The organism is Virgibacillus siamensis, from assembly GCF_900162695.1.
Lineage (GTDB): Bacteria > Bacillota > Bacilli > Bacillales > Amphibacillaceae > Lentibacillus > Lentibacillus siamensis_A.
The window spans coordinates 2038476-2061100 of record NZ_FUIH01000007.1 but is presented as its reverse complement, the minus strand read 5'-3'; the positions used below and the strand labels follow the sequence as shown (position 1 = coordinate 2061100).

The window sequence follows — 22625 nt, the reverse complement described above, 5'->3', positions numbered from 1 at the left end:
TCAATTTTATAATGTTGCTAAAGGGGGACCTGAAGATCTCAATGAAAATATACTGTTAATCTACTTAAATTTCCCCTGTTGTAATAAAAATGTAATGTTTTAAGATTGTGTAATTGGGAAACTGAATTTTGACAGTGTTTCTTAAGTCCTCGCTGAGTAAAAAGAAATAGTTTCGAATAGGTATATAGTCATTCAATAAAATGAATTTCATGCGACAGTCCTGTTAAATAACATATAAATCTGTTATATAATAGAATGCAAGAAAAGTGAATAGTTATTCATTTTATTGTAAGCGATGTCATAAAGGGGTTTGATTAAAAATTTAAAGGAGTGAAGATTTTGGGGAATGAAAAGAAGTTTTCGGTAGGGAGAACGTGGAAAAAGAAATTTTTCATTGCATTTGCAGCGGGTTTTCTGGCGCTTGGAGGACTTATGTCAGTTTTTGGTTTTACAGGAACTGCATTGGCCGTGCCACTTGGCGGCATAGGTGATTTTTATGTAAAATTTGACAAACTGGAAGGAACAGGATTTAAGTTGCTGCCGCATATTGGTGAAACGGGGAATTCAGATGCCGAGCCGATGATCCGAAATAAAATTGATAAACTTACCATTAAAAATTTACACATTTTCAAAGATATAAAACTGCCAAACGACCAATGGATTCGTATTCATATTGAGGCAAACGGTCCGACAAAAATCAGCGGATTGATCCAGGATGCCAGACTGATTGATGCTGATTTAAGTTTTGACAGTCTTGCCATCAAAGAGCAAAACACAGATGATTTCACAAAAAACTGGACACAGGATGCGAAGACAATCACGATTAAGGATGCAACACTTGTAACTGATTATTTGTTCCAAAGTGCTGTAAGTCTGGCAGATACAAAGATTTACGTTGAAAAAATTGATGAACCAAAAAAGACTAATCTGTAAATCCTCATAAAGGAAGGGGATCGTTATGAATCGTAAAGAACAGAAGGCCATGAAAAAAGAAGAAAAATTGCAGGATAAATACCGTAAAATAGCCGATGGTGGAAGATTTAAACAATGGCGGCACAGAAGGCCATTCTGGGGTGCCACCCTCATGATATTGGCAGGATTGCTGATTTTGTATATACCCCTGCAGCTTTTTGCAATCGCTTTTGTACAGGGGAGCTTTGTATTTGTTGGCTTTATGTTTGGCGGATTAATGATTATCATGGGAATTTTAGATTATATTTATCCGCAGTTTTCCACCGTATTTGGCATTGTAGGTATATTCCTGGCAGTGCTTTCAGTCATGGGTGCGCTGGGCGGCTTTATTATTGGCACCATAATTGGCATTATCGGTGGTGCATTATCCATTGCTTGGCAAAAAGAGGAAGTCACATTGCCCAAAAAGACTTCTGATGAAATGAATCGTGAAACGTCAAAAAAGCCTGAACCGGAAGTGGCACAGGTATGAAAGACCAGCAGTTTCTGAAAAAGGGTATTTTTCTTGGCCTGATTCTTGTACTTATGTTAGGGCTCGCGGCGACACCGATTCAATTAACAACGGTCCATGCAGCGAAAAACAATGCAAACGATAATGATTCAAATAAGGGGTTTCTGATCCAGAGTGAAAAAGTGGATGGCCAAATGGATCTTCTCGGAACACTTCAGGGAGAAGTCCGGATTAAGGAAGGGATTATCCATGGTCTAACAATCATAAAAGAACTGGATACCGGTTCAGGAACACCCATGATGATCAAGATAACATCACCCGGACCGGTGAAAGTTAATAATCTGTACGCCGAGACGGTCAATAATTCACTTCCGGGCATTGGCGGAGTATGTGTACCTGGTAAGGTAGGATGGCTCTGTTTAAAAAACGTGGTTATGAAAGTGACCAAACAGACAGCAGCCAATATCTCACTTCCGAATGCTACGATAAAAGCATGTTATAAAGGTCAATGTGGGGGTGTTCCTGAGTATAATCCACTTTCCAAAGAGGAAATAAAAAAATTACTCAAAGATAAAAATCAGGAAAAAGATAAACTTTCGAAATTGAATAAAGACATTGAAATGGATAAACAGAAACTTAAGACTGCCGGGGAAATTTTGCGGAAAGCAGAAAAGTCTTCTGAAAATCTGGAAAAAGGGGCATCAGCAGAGGAACTGAACAAATTGACGGATGATATCCGTGACCTGCTTGAAAAGGAGTTCCCGGATGATGCGGAACCACCGCAAAAATTGACCGATTTGATTAAAGAACTGGAACAAGGATATAAATCGTTTGATCAGTTTGCAGGCACGTTTATATCGCTGATTGACGAAGTTTCCGGTATGATGGAGAAGCTTGAACAGAGTATCCAGCAGAAACAAGATAAACTTAAAGAGCTTGCTGGTAATGATTACGAAAAAGAACGCCAAAAGAAAGGGCAGGCGGAAATTTACGCAAACCTGCTTAAAAAGGTGAAAGGGAAAGCAGATGGAACAAAACAGCCAGACAGCAACAGCAAGACCGATAAAAAGCTGAATACCGATAAGCTTCAAAAAGAACTGGATTCCATTAAGAAGCAATTGAAGAAAACAAAAGAACAGGTTAAACAGTTGCAAAAGAAAAAAGAAACGATAACATCCAATTCAAAAATGATTACGAATAATATTAGCGACATTAAGTCGGCACTGGAGAAAAAACTTGCTGCAGCGGCCCAATTGAAACAACAGAAGGAAGAAGACAGCAATAAGAAAGGTGACGGCAAAGATGGCAAGGATTCAGCCGGTCAAACCGATTCACCACCTGAGAAGGATTCTGATAAGAGCGGAGACACCGGTGAAAACGAAAACCAAACGAATAATTCCGGTTCAAACAACAAAAAATCCGGAAATACCAGCACATCAGGCAGCTCTGATTCTACAAACAATAATACAAGCGGCCAAAACGATTCGAAAAATGATAAATCAGATGAGGAATCAGACAGTAACAATCCATTGGAAGACCTGACAGATACATTGACAGATCTGTTAACAGGCGGATTGCTCTAAAAATAAACACAAAAACGTCCCATTTTACCTGATGGGACGTTTTTGTGTTCTGAAAATGTTATACTATCATGGTGAAGAGGGGGAATAATAATGTACATAAAGGGTGCAATTGACGATGAAACACGTTGCAGTCATTATCATGCGGAAAATGACCGCATTGCTATCAAATTCTACTGTTGCAATACATACTATTCCTGTTATAAATGTCATGAACAGTATGGTTGCGGTGACACGAAATTGTGGCCCAAAGCTAAATTTAATCAAGAAGCGATTTTATGCGGGAACTGCAAACAAGAGTTAACGATTAATGAGTACCTGCACGGCGGATACAGTTGTCCGCACTGTCATGTTTCCTTTAATCCCGGCTGTGCATTACATTACCATTTATACTTTGAAAAATAATCAATTTCGGATGAGCAGTTTACTTGCATCAAGCGCATCATGTATCATTTAATAGAGGTTGATGTGAATAAAGGAGGGGACGATAAATGGCTTTTGTTATATTGGACCCATGCCGTAATGAGAAATCAGCAGAGTGCTTAACTGTTTGTCCGGTTGACTGTATAGAAGAAGGACCGGAGCAATTTTACATAGACCCGGATGTCTGTATCGATTGCGGTGCCTGCAAAGCGGTATGCCCGGTTGATGCTATTGTGGAAGAGTATGATTTGAGTCCGGAACAAGAATCATATCTGGAACAGGCTGAAGAATTCTTTAAAAATAAATAGACCTATATATGGAATGGCGCCCCTTGTACAACGTCTGTGGTGGACGGAATACAGGGGCTTGTTTTGTTTCCAGGTACAATATTCGAGCATCCATCAATAGACGGCAGTATGTTTTCATGTAACGACTTAAATCAGCCCTTCGCGAATGGCTCTTGCCACTGCTTCGGTGCGGTTACTGGCCTTCATTTTTTCCATAATAGCAGAAACGTAATCGCGAACGGTATACTCGCTTAGATTCAGTTCACCGGCGGCTTCGCTTGTGGAGGCACCTTCAGCCATCAGTTTCATTACTTCTATCTCTCTTGGGGACAAATGCAGTGTGGCGGGTTTCTTCTCATTTTCTGGGCGCTCACTGTAATATTTAGCCATAATTTCACCAGCGCTCCGGCCAAATTTTATAAGTGCTGTAAAAGTTTCCTGGGTAACTTTAAAGTGATTGCCTGCACCTTGGTCCAAAATCGCTGCTCCAAAAAGTTTGTTGCTTGTAGAAGTGAAAATTGGTGCGATAACGACTGATCGCAAATTAAATTGCCTGATATACCGATCCGGAAATCCCATGGAAGCATCTTTAATATAAATCGGTTGCGGATAATTCATGGTTTTACCGAATAATTGTACGGCTTGCAGATTGTTTTGGATGATTGGAAACTGACTTATATCTTCCGTAATATTTTGTATTGCCTGGTTATCAAGGCGGTGACCGAACAGGCCAATTCCTGTCTGTTCACTTACCGAGTAAGAAAACAATGCACATCGTTCAAATGGGAGATAGTTTACAAACCCGGCTGTGATATTTTCAACCGCTTCTTTATAATTAGTTGCGCGCATAATGGTTTCATTGAACATAATGACGGAATCTTTCCATCCTTGCTCTTGTTTGATTCTTTTAAGCGATTGCCTGCTGTTTTCAAACATTTTTAGTGTATAGGTAATGAAGGGGATGACTTGTGAGGTTACATCCTGCTGGCTGCATACCAGAAGTGTGACATCATCATGTGGAATTGGCAGAACATTATATTTCTTTTTATCTTTTATCATCTGTCCAAGCAGTAACTCTGATAACTCATATACCGTGTCCGCATGGAATGAATCGTTGCCGAGCAGCAAATCCCGGTTAACGTCATTAAACCATTTCTCAACGACATAAGACTGGTCTTTTTTAATAACAATAGCTATCCATTCTATGGGAAGTTGATTGGAGTTGACAAGGCTGTTTAAAAAAGAATCGATTGAGAAAGTTTGATGATAAGGGTGTGTAAGAATGTCTTCACTAATCGTTGAAAACAGATATTGGATTGCCTGATGATCCTGGTAAGAATGGTTCCCTTTATCTTGAATTACTTTATGTACAGCATTCTCCAATAAGGTAATTGTGAATTGATTTTTATGAAAGGATGCTGCCTGCTCATGTAAATCCCTTCCGGCTGAATCGCCCTCCTGTGAAAAAAAATACTCCGTAAAAAAATGGATCGCCGTTTCCATATTAACCGCAAATTTTTCATCGGTTTCTTTTAAATGCGATAAAATTTTTTCCCATTCCTTCTCAATTTGGTTCTGGTTTGTTTGTACAACTTTCAAACCATAGAGAAACAAGTTATCCATATGATGGTTTAGTGTAAGGGACATGCCATTCTCCTCCAATTTTATTGACATACAGAACCCAAATCTATGTAAAAGCGACCTCAATTATTATGATTGTAATCTATTAAACCTATTTTCTATTTAATTGTAGTGTCTTTGGGGATTAAATTCAAGGAAATATGAATACTCATTCACTTTATGATTATTCGAAATACGTTAATCTTATGATTGGTTTGTATCATATCATCGCAAATAACAAAGGAGAGCCATGGTGAAATATTCTAATGCGGGAAGGAAAAAGCCCTTGTACAATTCATACCATATTAGTGTACAAGGGCTTTTTGCGGTATACCGCTATGTTTTTTATTCATTTGGGGCTTCAGTTGCTATTTTACTGGCAATCCAGCGTTTGGCGGTGTCTTCGTCAATATCATAGACTTTGCCAGCACGGAGCAGGTCGCCGTGATATGCCGTCTGCACATTCATTTTTATTCTCATATTAAATCTCCTCGTTCTTAAACTACATTCATTATACCACAGGAATTATAATTGTTTGCTCCTGATCAACTCCCATGCCTTGCTAATATCTGTTGTAGGGTGATGGCAGGCAAAGTTTTCACAAACATAGATGGATACCGTGTTATCTATTTTTGGGTATTCGGCCGCAAATGGCGCTGCATCACCTAATGCCTTAGGATTTTCATGGACAAGCAGGGCGATGTCCGGGGTGAATTCCTTCTGCAACCGGTTTGTTAAACTGTTTTCCTCACCAAGCACAACAACTTCTTTTGATTGATTTTCGGTTAGCAGCAGGCTTTGAATAAAATGGGTGCTGGCAGCTGCAGCTGATTTCACGTCTTCATAAAAGGCGTGATACATTTCTTCTAATTTACCAAGATAGTCTGTATCTCCTGTTAAATGGCCCAGTCTGACCAAACAATTAGCAGTAACACTGTTTCCGGAAGGCAGAGCACCATCATATAATTCTTTTTCTCTTGAAATAAGCTGTTCACTGTCATCTCCATTGAAAAAGAAGCCGCCCTGCTCCTCGTCCCAAAATAGGTTCAGCATAGCATCAGCAGTATTTTTAGCTTTTTTTAAGTAATCCGGTGAGAATGTAGCCTCGTATAACTCGATGTATGCCCAGGTAAGAAATGCATAGTCATCAAGATAGCCGTTGAATTTCACTTCGCCATCCCGGTATCGGGCTTTAATTCTTCCATCCCGGATAAGATTGTGTTCAATAAATTGTGCAGCTTTATCAGCAGTTTCAGTAAAAACATCTGTCTTAAATGCCTTTCCGGCTTTTGCCATTGCGGCAATCATCATTGCATTCCAGGATGTTAACACTTTATCATCAACATGCGGATATACACGCTGTTCACGGGAACGGAGAAGTTTCAGCCGGGAATCTTCCAATGATTGTTCCAGCTGTTCCGTTGACAAGTTATGTTTGAGGGCAAGTTCATCTAAAGATGTGTTGATGACATTCGGAACATTTTTTCCCTCAAAGTTCCCTTCCGGTGTTATATCATACGCATCTGTGAATAAATCGCCAGCTTCTGTACCAAGGATGTTCATAACCTCTGTAAATTCCCATACATAGTATTTTCCTTCGACACCTTCCGAATCCGCATCAATTGCGGAGTAAAAAGCTCCTTTTGAATTGCGCATTTCCCGCATAATAAATTCAATGATTTGTTCACTTATTTTTCTGTAGAATGGATTTTGGGTAACCTGGTAACACTCCGTATAAGCGATCAAAAGCAGTGCATTGTCATAAAGCATCTTTTCAAAGTGCGGCACAAGCCATTTTTCATCAGTGGAATAACGGGCAAAGCCAAATCCGATATGATCATAAATCCCCCCGGAAGCCATGGATTGTAACGTTTTTTCAACCATTTTTAATGCAGCGTTTTTTCCGGTAAAGTGATAATACCGCAATAAATAAAGCAAATTTTGAGGTGCGGGGAACTTTGGTGCGCTTCCAAATCCGCCATGTGTAAAATCAAATCGGTTACCAAGCTGTTTGAATACTTCATCTGTTATTTCTTTTGTCAGACGGTGCTCACTTTTTTCGGATACCGTCTTTTCAAGCGCGTCTGTCACACTTTTTGTCACTTCGTTTATATGGTCCGGATCTTGTTTGTACTTCTGATAAAGCTGGGTAAGCACGTCCATCATGCCAGGCATGCCATATTTACTCTCACGCGGGAAATAAGTACCGGCATAAAATGGTATTTTGTCAGGAGTCATAAAAATGGATAATGGCCATCCGCCTTGCCCAGTCATCATCTGGCAAACTTTCATATAAACTGAATCGATGTCAGGACGCTCCTCCCGGTCAACTTTAATGGAAATATAATGTTCATTCAGATAGTCCGCTACTTCTTTGTCCTCGAATGATTCTTTGGCGAGCACATGACACCAATGACAAGTAGAATAACCTACAGAGAGAAAAATGGGTTTGTCCTCTGATTCAGCTTTCTCAAAAGCTTCTTCCCCCCACGGATACCAGTTTACCGGGTTGTAGGCGTGCTGTTGGAGGTATGGTGATTTTTCGTTTATGAGATGGTTAGGCATTTGCATGTTTTCAACTCCTTGTTTTTGTTTAGTTTTCCACGAACAACGTATTCTATGTTAAGGATACTGCCAAAGGGGAGGTAATGTCTAATGGTGTGAAAAAAGAACAAAAGCGGGAGCATAATGCCCGCTTAGCTTTTGGATGGTGCTGTATATCCTTTTATGACATGTGTATGCCCATCGTTTTTTGTTGTAGTTACTTCGGCATAATGGGTGTGGTACCCGTTGCCAAGGGAAATAGGCGGGCTCGTATATGCCTTATAACGATGTATATGTTCATCATCAAATGTCGTATTGCCATAGATGATATGGACATGGCCATCGTTCGTTTCGATCGGTGTACCTGTGACACCGGGATGAAGGTGGTTATGGCCGTCATTGCAGGTGGTTGATCCGTAATGGGCGTGCGTATGTCCCTGCTCATGTTCATCTTTCATATTGCCGGGCATTCCTTGTGGATGATTTAAGTTATACGGATGCTGCATCCCGCGAGGTCCGACTGGTGGATAGGCACCATATGCGACCGGAATCATGCCATAATACATTTAACATTCCTCCCGTAAAATTCATCAATAGCAGTTTATGCACCAATTGCCTGCGTGGTACCGGGGAAAATTATTTGTACAGGAAGCTTTGATTGAACGATCAACAGGGCGCTTAGCCCAACACGCAGCAGCTTCACTTGATTGGGTTAAGCTTTATTATTGAAAAGTCGTGTGCATTCGTTAAAACGAATGGGGTGTCACCAATAGCTTCGCCTGTCCATAGATTATATTTGCGGGAGCCTTCTAATTCCGTATGAACAGAATGACTGGAAGGGTTTATGATGAACACTATTTTTTCATTACCCGATTTTCTTTCATAAACCACTGAATTGGAATCATAATCTGTTTCGATAAAACGAAAGCTTCCATTGCTTCTTAAAGCTTTCTCCGATGTACGCAAATGAATCAGCTTTTTCATAAAACTCCGTAATTCCAAATCCCGCCTATCCTGATCCCACACCATGCATTTTCGGCATCCGGGATCTTGACCTCCTGTCATGCCAATTTCATCTCCGTAATAAATACATGGCGTTCCTTTTAGTGAAAATTGCAGTACGTAAAGCAGCTTTACCTGCTGCTTGTCTCCGTTGCAGATAGTTAGCAGGCGCTCAGTATCGTGACTCCCGAGCAGATTAAATGCTGCTTCATTCACACTATCCGGATAGGAAATAAGTACTCCGGAAATTTGATTGGCAAATTGTTCAGCGGTTATTTTTTCTTTTGCCACATAATCAAGGGCTGCGTGCGTGAACGGATAATTCATGACCGCATCAAACTGGTCACCCTGAAGCCATGGCATAGAATCGTGCCAGATTTCCCCTAAAATATAGACTTCCGGTTTGACTGCTTTAACTGCTTTCCGAAAGTCACGCCAGAATTGATGATCCACTTCATTCGCCACATCAAGCCGCCAACCGTCAATATCAAATTCCCTGATCCAATATGTTGCGACATCCAGAAGATATTGTTTCACTTCCAGGTTTTCGGTGTTTAGTTTCGGCATGTGCGGTGTGAACGCAAATGAATCAAAGGTCGGGTGTGGTTCAGTCTGAATTGGAAGTTGCCGGATATGGAACCAATTGATATACCGGGAATCAGCACCTTTTTCCAGTACATCCTGAAATTGCAGGAAATAGTATCCACTGTGATTAAATACCGCATCAAGCATGACACGGATGCCTTTTTCGTGACAACGCTGCACAAGTTCACGGAATTCTTCTTTTGTCCCGAATTGCGGATCGATTTCCATATAGTCGATTGTGTCATATTTGTGATTGGAAAATGCTTTGAAAATGGGGGTAAAATAAATCCCGCTGATGCCGAGGTCTGCCAAATAATCAAGGTGGTCGATAACACCCCGAAAATCACCACCGAAAAAGTTATCCTGTTCCGGTTCAGCGCTTTCCCAGGGAAGCGTGTTTCCCGGATCATTCGTCACGTCTCCATTGGCAAACCGTTCCGGAAAAATTTGATACCATACCGTATCCATCGCCCAGTCGGGAGCTTGAAATACATCAGACCGATTTAAATAAGGGAAACAAAAATAATAGGCTACATCGTCTAAAGGTGCATCCTGATAAAACCCTTTTTCCGTATAGACAAGTTTTTCGTCACCGCTGAATAATTCGAATCCGTACCGCAACCGGCGAAAAGGCGGCTTAACAGCAATCTGCCAGTAATCGAACAGTTCATCCTGTGCCTGCAGAAACATATCACTGCGCTGAACCTGCCAGCCGTCAGTTGACCAGTTATATGGATCTCCGTGAATCAGATTGACCTTTTCAATGTCACGTTTTTTTGTACGCAGCCGGATGTGCAAAGTTTCAGCATCATAAGCGTATGCAAAATTATTCTTCGGCCGGTGATAGATTGCTTCTTTTAACATTGTAATTCCCCTTTCGGACAAACAACCCCGTTCTCCTGATACCGGAAAACGGGGTTGTTGTTTATGACAATGCATTGCCCTCAAAATGTGATTACTTTTAGTTAATAGAATATGTTCTCAAATGTCAAGACCGTTTTAATTGTTATCAGAGTTTTCGTAGGGCAAATCAAAAGTTTAAAAGAATTTTGTGAAATCGGTTGCGCAATTTTAAGAATGCGTTTACAATTAAAAACATGAACTTGTGCAAACGGTTTCGCATTACAAACCATTTTTGCACCCAAAAATCCTAAAGGGGGAAAATTAGTAATGAAGAAATCTTCCTATCTATTAATGGCAGTCTTGATGATTGCGCTGCTTGCTTTGGCAGCATGCGCCCCGGATCGATCCGGAAGTGCAGGTGAAGATAGCGATGGTGAAAGCACAAAGGAATCGGCTGAAAAGCCAGATTCACTAACGATTTGGGCAAATGATGAGGAAAAACAGCTTGAAGCTATCAAGGATATTGTAAAGGATTATGAAAAAGAAACAGGAATTAACGTAAAAGTCGAAAAGAAGTCAATGCTTGATCAGATGGAACAGCTGGCATTGGCCGGACCTGAGGGCAATGGACCGGATTTGTTTTTTCAGCCGCATGACCGGATCGGAAATATTGTCGCACAGGGACTTGCCGAGCCTATTGATATGAAAGACGATGTAAAAAGCACTTACAGTGATGCAGCAGTTGAAGCGGTTACGTACAAATACAACGGGAAAACAGCTCAATATGGCTACCCGGCAGTTATTGAAACGTACGGTGTGTTTTACAACAAGGATATTGTAAAAGAAGCCCCGAAAACGATTGATGATTTAAAAGCACTTCTAAATAATAAAACGAATCCATCAAAAGACAAGTATGGATTTATGATGAAACCAAATGATCTGTATTTCACGATCCCATTCTTCTATAACTTTGGCGGTTATATTTTCGGTGGGGATGCCGGGGAATATGATACGGATGACATCGGTTTGAATAATGAAGGTTCAGTTGAGGGTGGAAAACTATTTCAATCTTTCTTTGGAAAAGGTAAAATTCCGCCTTCCACAACAACTGATGTTATTGATGGTTTGTTCAATGATGGAAAAGTCGGTGCAGTAATTAATGGACCATGGGCGATTGTAGGCTATAAAGAAGCACTTGGTGACAAACTTGCTTTCACACCATTTCCGGTTATTAATGGTGAACCGGGCAAGACGTTCGTAGGTGTTAAATTGTGGATGGTTTCCTATTATTCCAAGAACAAACATTGGGCAAAGGATTTGGCAGCATTTATGACCAACAAAGAAAATTCCCAGCATTATTTTGAGGTTGCGGGGGAACTGACACCGAACAAAGAAGCACTATCTTCCATTCAAGACCCAATTTATGCAGCATTCGCGGAGCAGATTAAACATGGTGTTCCAATGCCAAGTACACCAGCAATGCAGCAGGTTTGGGAGCCGTTTAATAATGCATTGCAATTTATTGCGGAAGGCGAAGAAGTCAAGCCTGTACTGGACGAGGCAGTTAAACAGATTGAAACCAATATCCAGGCAAGCGGTGCTGAGTAAAATAGCTGGTGGGGGAGCAAGTTCTTCCCCTCCTTCTATTTTCAATACTTTTTAGTTTGCAAAGGGGGTACCAACATTGTCCGCACCCGGTATTAATCAAAGGTTCGGTAAAAAACATAATCCCAAAACAGCGATGATCTTATCCATTTTGTTTGCGGGCCTTGGACAACTTTATAACCGAAGATATGTAAAAGGAATTATCTTTATTGTGATTGAAGCAGCATTTCTTATCACGTTGCTGCAGAAGATTAATTTTGGTCTCTGGGGTCTTCGGACACTTGGGACAATTCCAGGTACGGACCATTCCATCCGGTTGCTTGTATTCGGGGTTTTGTCATTAATTACAATCGCAATTATCGGAATGTTATATGTATTTAATGTAATCGATGCTTATAAACAGGCGAAAAAATTGCAGGAAGGATGGAAACCACTGCCGTTTGGGGACACGATAAGGGTGGCATATGATAATTCATTTCCATACCTGATGACACTTCCGGGGCTTATGCTGATGGTGTTTGTCGTTGTTTTTCCATTGATTTTTTCGGTATTGCTTGCGTTTACAAACTACGATTTATTCCACTCGCCTCCACGAAACCTGGTGGATTGGGTCGGATTTGAAAATTTCAATGAGCTTGTGACAGTACCAATCTGGAAAGATACCTTTATCAGTGTCTTGTCTTGGACCATTGTGTGGACTGTCGTAGCTACAACATTTCAAATTGCAGTTGGATTGTTCCTGGCTGTTCTGGTTAATGATCCAAGGGTTAAATTCAAAAAGCTGATTCGGACGATTTTGATTCTTCCATGGGCAGTACCTGCTTTTGTTACAATTTTAATCTTTGCGGCAATGTTTAATGACGAATTTGGTTCCATTAACCGGGATATCATAATGCCGTTATTCGGCGGTGATGGATTACCATGGCTAAGTGATCCGCTGTATTCACGGATTGCGATTATAATGATTCAGACGTGGCTGGGGTTCCCGTTTGTATTTGCGCTGTTTACCGGGGTGCTGCAAAGTATTTCAAAGGATTGGTATGAGGCAGCAGATGTGGACGGTGGATCACGTTGGCAAAAATTTCGTGAAATCACATTCCCGCACGTTATGTTTGCGACTGCACCGCTGTTAATTATGCAGTATGCCCAAAACTTCAATAACTTTAATATTATTTATCTGTTTAATGAAGGTGGTCCGCCAGTGAGAGGGCAAAATGCCGGTGGAACGGATATTCTGATTTCATGGGTATATAAACTGACATTTGATACGAACAATTATGCTATGGCGGCTGTAATATCAATTATCATGGGGCTTCTTGTTTCCGGTTTTGCATTCTTTCAATTCCGACGTACACGATCCTTTAAGGAAGAAGGTGAAATATAATGAACCAGAAATTGAAATCAAAGCTGGAAGTAACAGCAATCTATACCATAATTGCGATTGTTTCGGTCATTATCTTTTACCCACTGATCTGGACAGTCGGAATGTCTCTAAACCAAGGAACAAGTTTGTATTCGTCATCTATTATTCCGGAAAATTTCTCACTGGAACATTATAAATGGCTGTTCAGCGAAAACAGTGATTATTTATTATGGTATAAAAATTCATTGATTGTATCACTAGTTGTTGCAGGCGGCAGTGTTATTCTTACGTCACTTGTCGCATATGCATTTTCCAGGTATCAGTTTGTCGGCAGGAAAAATGGATTGTATGTATTCCTGCTTCTGCAGATGTTTCCGGTCATGATGGCGATGGTAGCATTATATATTTTCCTGAACATGATTGGATTATTGGACACATTAACAGGACTGATTTTCATCTATCTTGGTGGTCAGATTCCGTTTAACGCATGGCTTGTGAAAGGCTATTTTGACACGATTCCGCGTGAACTGGACCAGGCTGCAAGAATTGATGGTGCAGGACACTTGCGAGTATTTTGGAGCATTATGCTGCCGCTGGCAAAACCGATTTTGGCAGTCGTTGCACTGTTTAACTTTATGATGCCGATGTTTGACTTCCTGCTGCCGTCAATTGTGTTGACGAGCGAGGAAAATTATACACTTGCAGTTGGATTGTTCAATTTTATTAACGACCAATTCTCAAATAATTTTACTAGATTCGCAGCAGGTTCCATACTGGTTGCATTGCCGATTGCGACAGTTTATTTATTCCTGCAGCGGTATTTGATTTCCGGTTTAACTGCCGGCGGATCGAAAGGATAAATGCAGTAATCTAACAGGCAGGAGGATATGCAGAAATGCTTGATGATACGAGTTTTGCAATACATCCAGGCAACAAAAAGGATGCGAATACCGAAGTGTACCGGGATATAGGCAATCTGAAATTTTTTAAACAAACTAATGCAGGTTTTCTTTTTGGGTGTTCAAATGGATTTGTCGTGATTCAATTTTTTACTGAATCCATTGTCAGGGTTGTCATGAATCAACATGATGAGCCAATGTTGAATGGATCGTATGCAGTAATTGAAGAACCGGCTCAGGTTAAGGCTGACGCAGCAGAGGACAACAAGCAGGTTACATTGATAACCGCTAAATTACGCATTGCCATTCAAAAAAGTCCTTTTCGCATAACTGTTGCCGATTCAAACGGAACAGTGCTGCTCGATGAAAATGAGCATGGTATGGCTTACCGGGAAAATGGCGAGGTTATTGCCTTTAAAAAAAAGCATTCAGGGGATCACTTTTACGGATTTGGTGAAAAGTCCGGGCATCTTGATAAATCCGGTGAACGTTTTGAAATGTGGAATACCGATGTATATGCACCGCACAATCCGGAAACAGATCCGCTTTACCAGTCGATTCCGTATTTCATGACCCTGCGTAACGGGAAGGCATATGGGGTGTTTCTGGATAATACATTCCGTACCATGTTTAATATGAAGTCATCGGAGGAATATTTTTCATTCAGTGCTGAAGGTGGACAACTGGACTATTATGTGATGACGGGTCCCGGCCCGAAAGATGTAATACAGCAATATACACATCTGACAGGCAAAATGCCTATCCCGCCAAAATGGGCGCTTGGTTATCATCAATCACGCTACAGTTATGAATCAGAAGGAGAAGTTAGGGGACTCGCGAAGAACTTTATAAAGCGGGATATACCGGTTGATGTTATTCATTTAGATATTCATTACATGAACGGATATCGGGTGTTTACATTCGATAAGGAAAAATTTCCGGATCCGGAAAAACTGATCCGCGATTTAGGTGAAATGGGAATCCGTGTGGTGCCAATCGTTGATCCGGGTATCAAAAAAGATGCAGAATACCCAATTTACCGGGAAGGTGTAACGGACAATCTTTTCTGCAAGTATTTGGAAGGTGACATATATTTTGGCAATGTTTGGCCTGGAACGAGTGCATTCCCGGATTTCACTGACGGAAAGGTTCGCGGATGGTGGGGAAAAAAACACAAGTATTATTCGGATATGGGAATTGAGGGTATTTGGAATGATATGAATGAACCTGCCGTCTTTAACGAAACAAAAACAATGGATACAGCTGTCATGCATCGAAATGATGGTGTTCCGGCTGCACACCGTGAACTTCATAACATATATGGATTTAAGATGGCGGAGGCAACGTATGCCGGAATGAAGGAACATCTTGATGGGAAACGGCCATTTTTGCTGACACGGGCCGGTTTTGCCGGAATTCAGCGTTACGCTTCTGTGTGGACCGGTGATAACCGCAGTTTCTGGGAACATCTGCAGATGACATTGCCGATGGTCATGAACCTTGGAATATCAGGGGTTCCGTTTGCCGGACCTGATGTTGGGGGATTTGCCCATGATACGAATGCAGAATTGCTTGTACGCTGGATGCAGGTTGGTGCGTTCACTCCATTTTTTCGGAATCATTCAGCGATTGGAACTGTCTATCAGGAACCATGGAAGTTTGGTTTAAAAAATGAATCCATTATGAAAAAATATATTCAAATGCGTTATAAATGGATGCCACAGCTATATAAATTGTTCCATGAAGCAAGTGTCAGCGGCATTCCAGTGATGCGGCCATTGTTTTTGGAATATCCGGATGATGCCAAAACCTATAATTTGAATGACCAGTTTATGATTGGTGATAATGTAATCATTGCACCGATTCTTGTACCATCCATTACGGACAGGGCTGTATATCTTCCGGAGGGTAATTGGTTAAATTTCGAAACCGGTGAAACGTATGCCGGTGGGCAGGTACATCTCATCCACGCTGAACTTGACGAACTGCCGATTTTTATAAAAGCAGGAACAGCAATTGTACAGGGCGAGTGGAATTCGAATACAGAGAAAACTCCTAAACAAATAACCATGGATATTTATGCAGGTACGAACGATGAAACATATCGATTCACGCATTACGATGATGATGGTGAATCATTTGAATATGTGGACGGGTCTTATTTGCAGGTTCAAATCGAGGTAAAATCAACACTGGATGCCGTTCATATAAGCATTCGGGAACAGGAGGGGAGTTATCGCCCGGCCTATGATAAAATAAACGTTAATGTGCACGGTTTGCATAAACAGCAGCGTGTCATACTGGAAAACCACGAGGATTCAATGCTATCGTTGGAATTAAAAAGTAGAGGGTGAGTTTTATTGGTAACAATTAAAGATGTAGCAAAAGCAACGGGAGTGGCTCCCTCTACGGTATCCCGCGTGATTGCTGATAATCCGAGAATCAGCCTGGATACGAAAAATAAAGTCCGCAAAGCAATGAAGGAACTTGGTTATCACCCGAACGTAAATGCAAGGAATTTGGCAGTGAAATCCACGAAGGCAATTGGTGTTATTATGCCTTCATCTGCGGACAAAGCTTTGCAAAACCCTTTTTTCCCGGAAATACTTCGCGGCATCGGCTCGGTAACCCATGGGATGGGATATTCTATTACATTATCAAGTGGTATTACCGAAGATGAGATTTTCGATGAAGTAGAGCGGATGGTATATGGAAGCTATGTAGACGGCATCATTTTACTGTACTCACGTATGAATGACCGGATCATGAATTTTTTGTATACGAAAAAGTTCCCATTTGTGGTTGTTGGCAAGCCTTATGAGCATGCGGCTGAAATTACGCATGTCGATAATGATAACTTTACAGCCGGTAAAGATATTACCAATCATTTAATTGACACGGGACATGAAAAAATTGCATTTATTGGCGGATCAAAACAGTTATTCGTGACCATGGATCGTGAAGCAGGCTATGAATCCGCATTGAATGATGCCGGTAAGGAAAACAGTGAAGCGTATAAAATGCATACGGAATTTTTAAAATCAGGAGGTCGCGAGGCGGTAGAGCGGCTGCTGTCTTTGGAAATTCCGCCAACCGGTATTGTTGTCAGTGATGATTTAATGAGTCTTGGGGTTCTGAGCACGTTGGAAGAATCAGGATACACCGTTCCGGATGATATTTCCCTTGTCAGTTTTAACAATGTGTATTTATCAGAAATCACAAAACCTGCGCTGACAACCGTAGATATTCACATTCAGAAATTGGGAGCAGAATCGGCCCGGGCATTGATTGAAAGGACGGTCGATAAAACTGTCGCTGCCCGAAGAGTCATTGTATCGCATGAAATTGTATACCGGAATTCTGTCAGTGAAAAAGAAGTCTAATAAGGCTTCTTTTTCACTGTTTTCTTGTAACTCTCTTGTGAGGTTCTTAGCTTTACAATTGAAAACGATTCTCAGTGAACTTATAATTAAATTAACAATGAAAGTTGGGGTGGATGAGTTGGGAAAGGTTTTGATGCTGTTTGCAAGCATGACCGGTAATACGGAATTGATGGCAGAAATTATAACTGATGTGCTGGAAGCAAAGGGATATACGGTCGAAACAAAAACATTCGATCTGGATGCTATAGATGTGGAAGAACTTTTGGATTATGATGGTGTGCTTGTCGGGACCTATTCATGGGATGATGGGGAACTGCCATATGAGGTGGAAGATTTCTATGATGAACTGGATGACGTGGACATTACGGGAAAGGTTATCGGTGTGTTCGGGTCAGGAGATTCTTTTTATGATTCATTCGGCGGTGCGGCGAACCTGCTGGGGGATAGGTTTGAGCAAAAAGGCGCCGACCTTGTGCCGGAACGGTTGATTGTAGACATGGAACCTGACAAAGATGATGTTGTAAGATGCCAGAATTATGCCGAAGTATTTTGTAAAATGGTGGAAAATACAAACGGGGATTAATGACTAGGGCTCCTATACGCATCTGATTATTTTTACCTGTTTTGAAATATTATTTTAAAAATACTTGTGCTTATATTTCAATTTCTATAAGATATACATAACTATACGTGAAGGGTGAATCTTATGGAATATGCAGCAGGTATTGACGGGGGTGGGACAAAGACGGTTGCTTTACTAGCGGATATGCATGGGAATATTATTGCGCGATCTGCGGGCGGACCGGCCAATCCCAATGTTGTGCCGTATGATAATCTTCTTTATACGTTCAACAACCTATTCGATGAGCTTGAACAGCAGTGTCCGGATGCAATGCAAAATGTAAGCGTTTTATTCGCGGGCATTTCAGGTGCAGGCAATGCGGCTGCCAAATATGAAATTGAAGCTGTGCTTAAACAGTTGCTTCCGAAAACAACAAGGATACAAATTGAAGCAGATACAATCAATGCGCTTTACTCGGGCACCTATGGGGATTATGGCATTGTCCACATTTCCGGAACCGGTTCCATAACATACGGAATTAATGCACGAGGACAACATGGCCGGGTTGGTGGCTGGGGATATTTGTTTGGTGATGAAGGAAGCGGGTATGAAATTGGCAGGCAAGGAATCATCCATGCATTAAAGGCACAGGACGGCCGGGGACCAGATACAGTTTTGCTTGATAAAATTTATGATCACTTCCGTGAAAAAAACCCATATGAACTGGTACGAAAAATTTACACAGCCAAAATACCTAAAGAAAAAATCTCTCCAGTATCAAAGCTGGTCTTTGAAGCTTACAGAAAAAGTGATTCTGTCGCAACACATATTATTGCTGATGCTGCTGATGAAATCAGTATGAGCATCCGTACACTGTACAACAATATGTTCAATCAACATGACAGTGTAAGGGCAGTCCTGTGCGGGGGGATTTTTTACGAAACGGATATTATCCCGCCATTATTGTATGAAAAATTGACAGACTGCAGCAAAATTGAGCTTTCTATACCTAAATTGAATCCTGCCGGCGGTTCGCTTATCGGTGCATATTTGATGAAAGATCAGCAGCTGGACAACACTGTCATTGAATCGCTAATTTCCAATGAAAGTAGGTAATGCACATGTCACACGTAAAAGGCGGTCTGGTTATTTTAAAAGAAATGGTTCACGCACTGCCGCCATCTGAGCAAAAAATCGCAAACTATATTTTGAATCATCCAAAAGAGTCTATTATGCTGACGGCATTAACGCTTGGAGAAAGAAGCAAAACGTCAAGCGCAGCGGTTATCCGGCTATGTAAATCGCTCGGCTTTAATGGTTTTCAGGAATTGAAAATCCGGGTGGCCGGTGATTTACAGGAGGAATCAGTAAAAGGATACAGGGATATCGAACCGAATGATGCGTTTAATAATATTATTGATAAGGTTACGTCCAATACGATCCAAACCCTTAAGGAAACCGTTGACATTATGAGGGAAGATAATTTGAAAGCCGCAGTCGCAGCACTTTCGAATGCGAAATCAGTCATTTTGCTTGGTTTTGGTGCATCATTTATTGCCGCGAAAGATGCGGAACAGAAATTTATTCGGATTAACAAACATGCTCAGGCCTTCTCGGATGTGCATATGGCAGCAACTTCAATAGCCAACAAAGGACAGGATGATCTTGTTGTCGGTATTTCTTTTTCCGGAAAAACAAAAGAAGTAACAAGACTGCTGGAACTTGCAAAACAAAAAAACGTTAAAACGATAGGCATTACAAAGTATGGAAAATCGCCGGTCAGCAATTGTTCAGATATCAGATTGTATACATCCGCAGCTCGTGAGGCTGCTTTTCGAAGTGGAGCGACCTCATCACGAATTGCCCAGTTGCACATCATCGATATATTGTTCATGTGTCTCGCATCGGAAGAATATGAAGAAACGGTTAAACATCTTGATGAGACAAGGGAAGCGGTAGCCTTTTTGAAGGAAAGATGATTTGTTTTGTCTGTAATAAAATAAAATTACACAATATTTTACGTTTTATTGACAAAATAATTCAATCAGACTATAATTATAGCAACCAAATAGTCTGAAAGCGCTTTAATTATTTTCATGGCAAGGGGATATTCAAATCTATGGAATTATCGAAACTGACAACTGAACAACGAAATAGGAAGAGTATGATGATGGATCAAATGTCTACAATGGAAATTCTGAAAACAATTAATGAAGAAGATAAGAAGGTAGCCTTTGCAGTTGAAAAGGTTTTACCTCAGGTCACAGTGGCCATTGAAAACATAAGTGATGCGCTTAAACGGGGCGGACGATTGTTTTATGCCGGTGCAGGCACCAGTGGACGGCTGGGTATCATCGATGCTTCCGAGTGTCCGCCAACCTTTATGACCCCGCCGGAGATGGTTCAGACCGTAATGGCAGGGGGAACAGATGCCTTCTTTCATGCCGTTGAAGGGTCTGAAGATAACGAACTACAAGGGAAAGAGGATATGAAGGCCAAAAGGCTGACGGATAAGGATGTAGTCGTTGGCATCACAGCAAGCGGCCGTACACCATATCCAATCGGTGCTTTAAAATATGCGCAGGAAACTGGGGCATACACTATTTCCCTTTCCTGTAACAGCCGATCCATAATCAGCAAGTATGCCGATTCTCCAATTGAAGTAGTCGTTGGACCGGAAATACTTACCGGTTCAACCAGAATGAAAGCAGCCACGGCACATAAAATGATTCTCAACATGATCAGCACAACAACGATGGTTAAACTTGGGAAAGTCCATGAAAATTTGATGGTGGATGTACATGCAAGCAATTTCAAACTACTTGAGCGGGCAAAACATACACTCATGGAAATTACAGGAGTGTCCTATGAAAAAGCCGAAAAGACCCTGGCATCAACGAATCATCAGGTTAAACCTGCAATAGTGATGATTAAAGGAAATGTTACATACGAAGAAGCGAAACAGGCGATTGACCATAGCAATGGCTTTGTCCGTGATGCAATTGCTTATGTTTCACAGCATAATGTCTGAAATTGCATTGATAGTCTGAACTATTAATGTGTTTCATATAAATTAAAACCAAAGGGGGAGAAAAGGTTGAAAAAGATTTTTAAAGGTCCTGCCGGGTTCATATTGATGGCCATGCTTATCTTAGTTTTGGCTGCAGGCTGTTCGTCTGGTGAAGAATCAGATAAAGGTTCATCCAATGACAAAACAGCCAGTGACGGCAAAGTAAATGGAACGCTGGAAATTCAATATTTTGTCGGCGGATATGGGGATTCATGGTGGAAGGAAGTCATTGGAGATTTTGAAGAGAAATATCCGGATGTTAAAATTGTCCAGCATGCCGGCCCGAATATTAATGAAGAAATGAGATCGCGCTGGGTATCCGGGGATCCGCCTGATGTTGTATACATTGACGGTGCAGGTTCGAGTGAAACGCAGATGGTAGAAGATGGACAGCTCATGGATCTGTCTGAATGGGTTAAAGGTATCAAGCTGGAAGATGGAACACCGTTGACGGAAAGTTTTATCGTGGATCCGGCGACATATGACGGTAAAATATACAGCCTTCCATTAGTTTTTGATACGTGGGGAACATGGTATGACAAAGCATGGTTTGAAAAGAAAGGCTGGAAAGTACCGACTGATTTTGAAAGCTTTATGAGTACAATGGGAGAAATCAAAGATTCGGAAGGTATTGCACCGTTCGTAACTACTGGTAAATACCCGTATTACTTCCTGCGCGGTATGCTATATCCGGCATTTGGCGCAGCAGGCGGCAACGAGCTGCTGAATGACGTAATTACCGGTGCGGAAGGAGCATGGACCAGCGATAAAGTACTGGAAGTCATGAAAAAAGTAGAAAAAATGGCTGAAAAGGGATATATTGATCCAGGTTTTGGTGCATTGAACCATACACAATCGCAAATGAACTTTTTGCTTCATAAAAATGCCTTCATTCCGGTCGGTTTCTGGCTTCCGAATGAAATGGAAAAGGATAAACCAGAAGGATTCCAGTATGGCTTTATTCCATCACCAATGAATGAATCCGGTGAACCGATGGCAATTGTTCCGGATTTACGTCCATTAGCTATTGCGGAGGAAGCAGAAAATCCGGAAGCTGCAAAAGCATTTGTTGAATTTGTTTTCACAAAAGAATATGCAAAACTTTTCTCTGAGCATACAGGTGCAATAATGAACCTGAAAGGTGTTGATCTTGCATCCAATGATAAGGTGCCGCAATATTTAATTGATGCCAATAAAATGATCAACAATCCGGATAAAGTTAAAATTTATCACAAACCGCACCCGATGAGCGCAGATTTGGAAACACCAATTAGTAATGCGCTGGTATCACTGATGCTCGGTAATATTTCCGCAGAGGAATTTACACAGAAAGCTGAAGAGGCCGCTGCTGAATATCGCGAGAGCAAATAAGCAACTTGAAATGTTTAATGTATGGAATGTAAAGGCAGAGTCTTGGCCTTTATATTCCATACTCT

20 protein-coding genes are annotated in these 22625 nt (G+C 41.2%); 15 read left to right on the top strand and 5 right to left on the bottom strand.

The genetic code is table 11. From position 1 onward, the window contains the following. Window positions 1–339: 339 nt before the first annotated feature. The 5 genes from B1K71_RS14155 (at window position 340) to B1K71_RS14135 (ending at window position 3734) form a co-directional block, all read left to right on the top strand. Window positions 340–933: a DUF6230 family protein gene (locus B1K71_RS14155; RefSeq protein ID WP_077328152.1), complete on the top strand. Its 594-nt coding sequence runs from the start codon at window positions 340–342 to the stop codon at window positions 931–933. 25 nt (window positions 934–958) lie between these two features. Beyond that, window positions 959–1444 carry a DUF6114 domain-containing protein gene (locus tag B1K71_RS14150; protein WP_077328150.1) on the top strand — a complete coding sequence of 162 codons (486 nt, stop codon included), beginning with the start codon at window positions 959–961 and terminating at the stop codon, window positions 1442–1444. Further along, window positions 1441–3006, top strand: coding sequence for a hypothetical protein (locus tag B1K71_RS14145; RefSeq protein ID WP_077328148.1), 1566 nt, complete (start codon window positions 1441–1443; stop codon window positions 3004–3006). The genes B1K71_RS14150 and B1K71_RS14145 overlap by 4 nt, the downstream gene beginning before the upstream one ends. Before the next feature lie 90 nt (window positions 3007–3096). Beyond that, on the top strand, window positions 3097–3408 hold the full coding sequence (locus tag B1K71_RS14140; protein ID WP_077328146.1) for a CHY zinc finger protein: 312 nt from the start codon (window positions 3097–3099) through the stop codon (window positions 3406–3408). Window positions 3409–3494: 86 nt separating this feature from the next. After that, the gene (locus B1K71_RS14135) at window positions 3495–3734 is read left to right on the top strand and encodes an indolepyruvate ferredoxin oxidoreductase subunit alpha (protein WP_077328145.1); all 240 of its coding nucleotides are present in this window, start codon (window positions 3495–3497) and stop codon (window positions 3732–3734) included. 126 nt (window positions 3735–3860) lie between these two features. On the opposite strand, the gene B1K71_RS14130 is transcribed toward B1K71_RS14135, so the two are convergent. The 5 genes from B1K71_RS14130 to B1K71_RS14115 all read right to left on the bottom strand — a co-directional run bounded on the left by B1K71_RS14130 (window position 3861) and on the right by B1K71_RS14115 (window position 10328). Then, complete coding sequence (locus tag B1K71_RS14130) at window positions 3861–5360, bottom strand: response regulator transcription factor (protein ID WP_175631919.1); 1500 nt, start codon at window positions 5358–5360, stop codon at window positions 3861–3863. Window positions 5361–5678: 318 nt separating this feature from the next. Then, window positions 5679–5813 (bottom strand): hypothetical protein, encoded by a 135-nt coding sequence (locus tag B1K71_RS20275; protein ID WP_281250342.1) that lies wholly within the window; start codon window positions 5811–5813, stop codon window positions 5679–5681. A 45-nt stretch (window positions 5814–5858) separates the two neighbouring features. Continuing rightward, window positions 5859–7904, bottom strand: coding sequence for a thioredoxin domain-containing protein (locus B1K71_RS14125; RefSeq protein ID WP_245799281.1), 2046 nt, complete (start codon window positions 7902–7904; stop codon window positions 5859–5861). Window positions 7905–8029: 125 nt separating this feature from the next. Further along, window positions 8030–8443, bottom strand: a complete 414-nt coding sequence (locus B1K71_RS14120; RefSeq protein ID WP_077328141.1) for a YmaF family protein — start codon at window positions 8441–8443, stop codon at window positions 8030–8032. Window positions 8444–8576: 133 nt separating this feature from the next. Then, the gene (locus B1K71_RS14115) at window positions 8577–10328 is read right to left on the bottom strand and encodes an alpha amylase N-terminal ig-like domain-containing protein (RefSeq protein ID WP_077328139.1); all 1752 of its coding nucleotides are present in this window, start codon (window positions 10326–10328) and stop codon (window positions 8577–8579) included. Between the two features lie 306 nt (window positions 10329–10634). Between B1K71_RS14115 and B1K71_RS14110 the strand changes: the two genes are divergently transcribed. The 10 genes from B1K71_RS14110 to B1K71_RS14065 all read left to right on the top strand — a co-directional run bounded on the left by B1K71_RS14110 (window position 10635) and on the right by B1K71_RS14065 (window position 22560). Then, window positions 10635–11915 (top strand): sugar ABC transporter substrate-binding protein, encoded by a 1281-nt coding sequence (locus B1K71_RS14110; RefSeq protein WP_077328137.1) that lies wholly within the window; start codon window positions 10635–10637, stop codon window positions 11913–11915. 133 nt (window positions 11916–12048) lie between these two features. Then, window positions 12049–13296, top strand: a complete 1248-nt coding sequence (locus tag B1K71_RS14105; protein ID WP_077330261.1) for a carbohydrate ABC transporter permease — start codon at window positions 12049–12051, stop codon at window positions 13294–13296. Then, complete coding sequence (locus B1K71_RS14100; RefSeq protein WP_077328135.1) at window positions 13296–14135, top strand: sugar ABC transporter permease; 840 nt, start codon at window positions 13296–13298, stop codon at window positions 14133–14135. Before B1K71_RS14105 ends, B1K71_RS14100 begins: the two co-directional genes overlap by 1 nt. 35 nt (window positions 14136–14170) lie before the next feature. Continuing rightward, window positions 14171–16528 carry a glycoside hydrolase family 31 protein gene (locus B1K71_RS14095; RefSeq protein ID WP_077328133.1) on the top strand — a complete coding sequence of 786 codons (2358 nt, stop codon included), beginning with the start codon at window positions 14171–14173 and terminating at the stop codon, window positions 16526–16528. A gap of 6 nt (window positions 16529–16534) precedes the next feature. Next, complete coding sequence (locus B1K71_RS14090) at window positions 16535–17557, top strand: LacI family DNA-binding transcriptional regulator (RefSeq protein ID WP_077328131.1); 1023 nt, start codon at window positions 16535–16537, stop codon at window positions 17555–17557. Between the two features lie 118 nt (window positions 17558–17675). Beyond that, a complete protein-coding gene (locus B1K71_RS14085; protein ID WP_077330259.1) occupies window positions 17676–18140 on the top strand; it encodes a flavodoxin in 465 nt (154 codons plus the stop codon). Window positions 18141–18263: 123 nt separating this feature from the next. Next, window positions 18264–19235, top strand: a complete 972-nt coding sequence (locus tag B1K71_RS14080; protein ID WP_077328129.1) for an N-acetylglucosamine kinase — start codon at window positions 18264–18266, stop codon at window positions 19233–19235. Between the two features lie 5 nt (window positions 19236–19240). Further along, window positions 19241–20098 carry a MurR/RpiR family transcriptional regulator gene (locus tag B1K71_RS14075; protein WP_077328127.1) on the top strand — a complete coding sequence of 286 codons (858 nt, stop codon included), beginning with the start codon at window positions 19241–19243 and terminating at the stop codon, window positions 20096–20098. A 140-nt stretch (window positions 20099–20238) separates the two neighbouring features. Beyond that, window positions 20239–21150 carry an N-acetylmuramic acid 6-phosphate etherase gene (gene murQ, locus B1K71_RS14070; RefSeq protein WP_077328125.1) on the top strand — a complete coding sequence of 304 codons (912 nt, stop codon included), beginning with the start codon at window positions 20239–20241 and terminating at the stop codon, window positions 21148–21150. 105 nt (window positions 21151–21255) lie between these two features. Further along, window positions 21256–22560, top strand: a complete 1305-nt coding sequence (locus B1K71_RS14065; protein WP_077330257.1) for an extracellular solute-binding protein — start codon at window positions 21256–21258, stop codon at window positions 22558–22560. The last annotated feature ends 65 nt before the right edge of the window (window positions 22561–22625 follow it).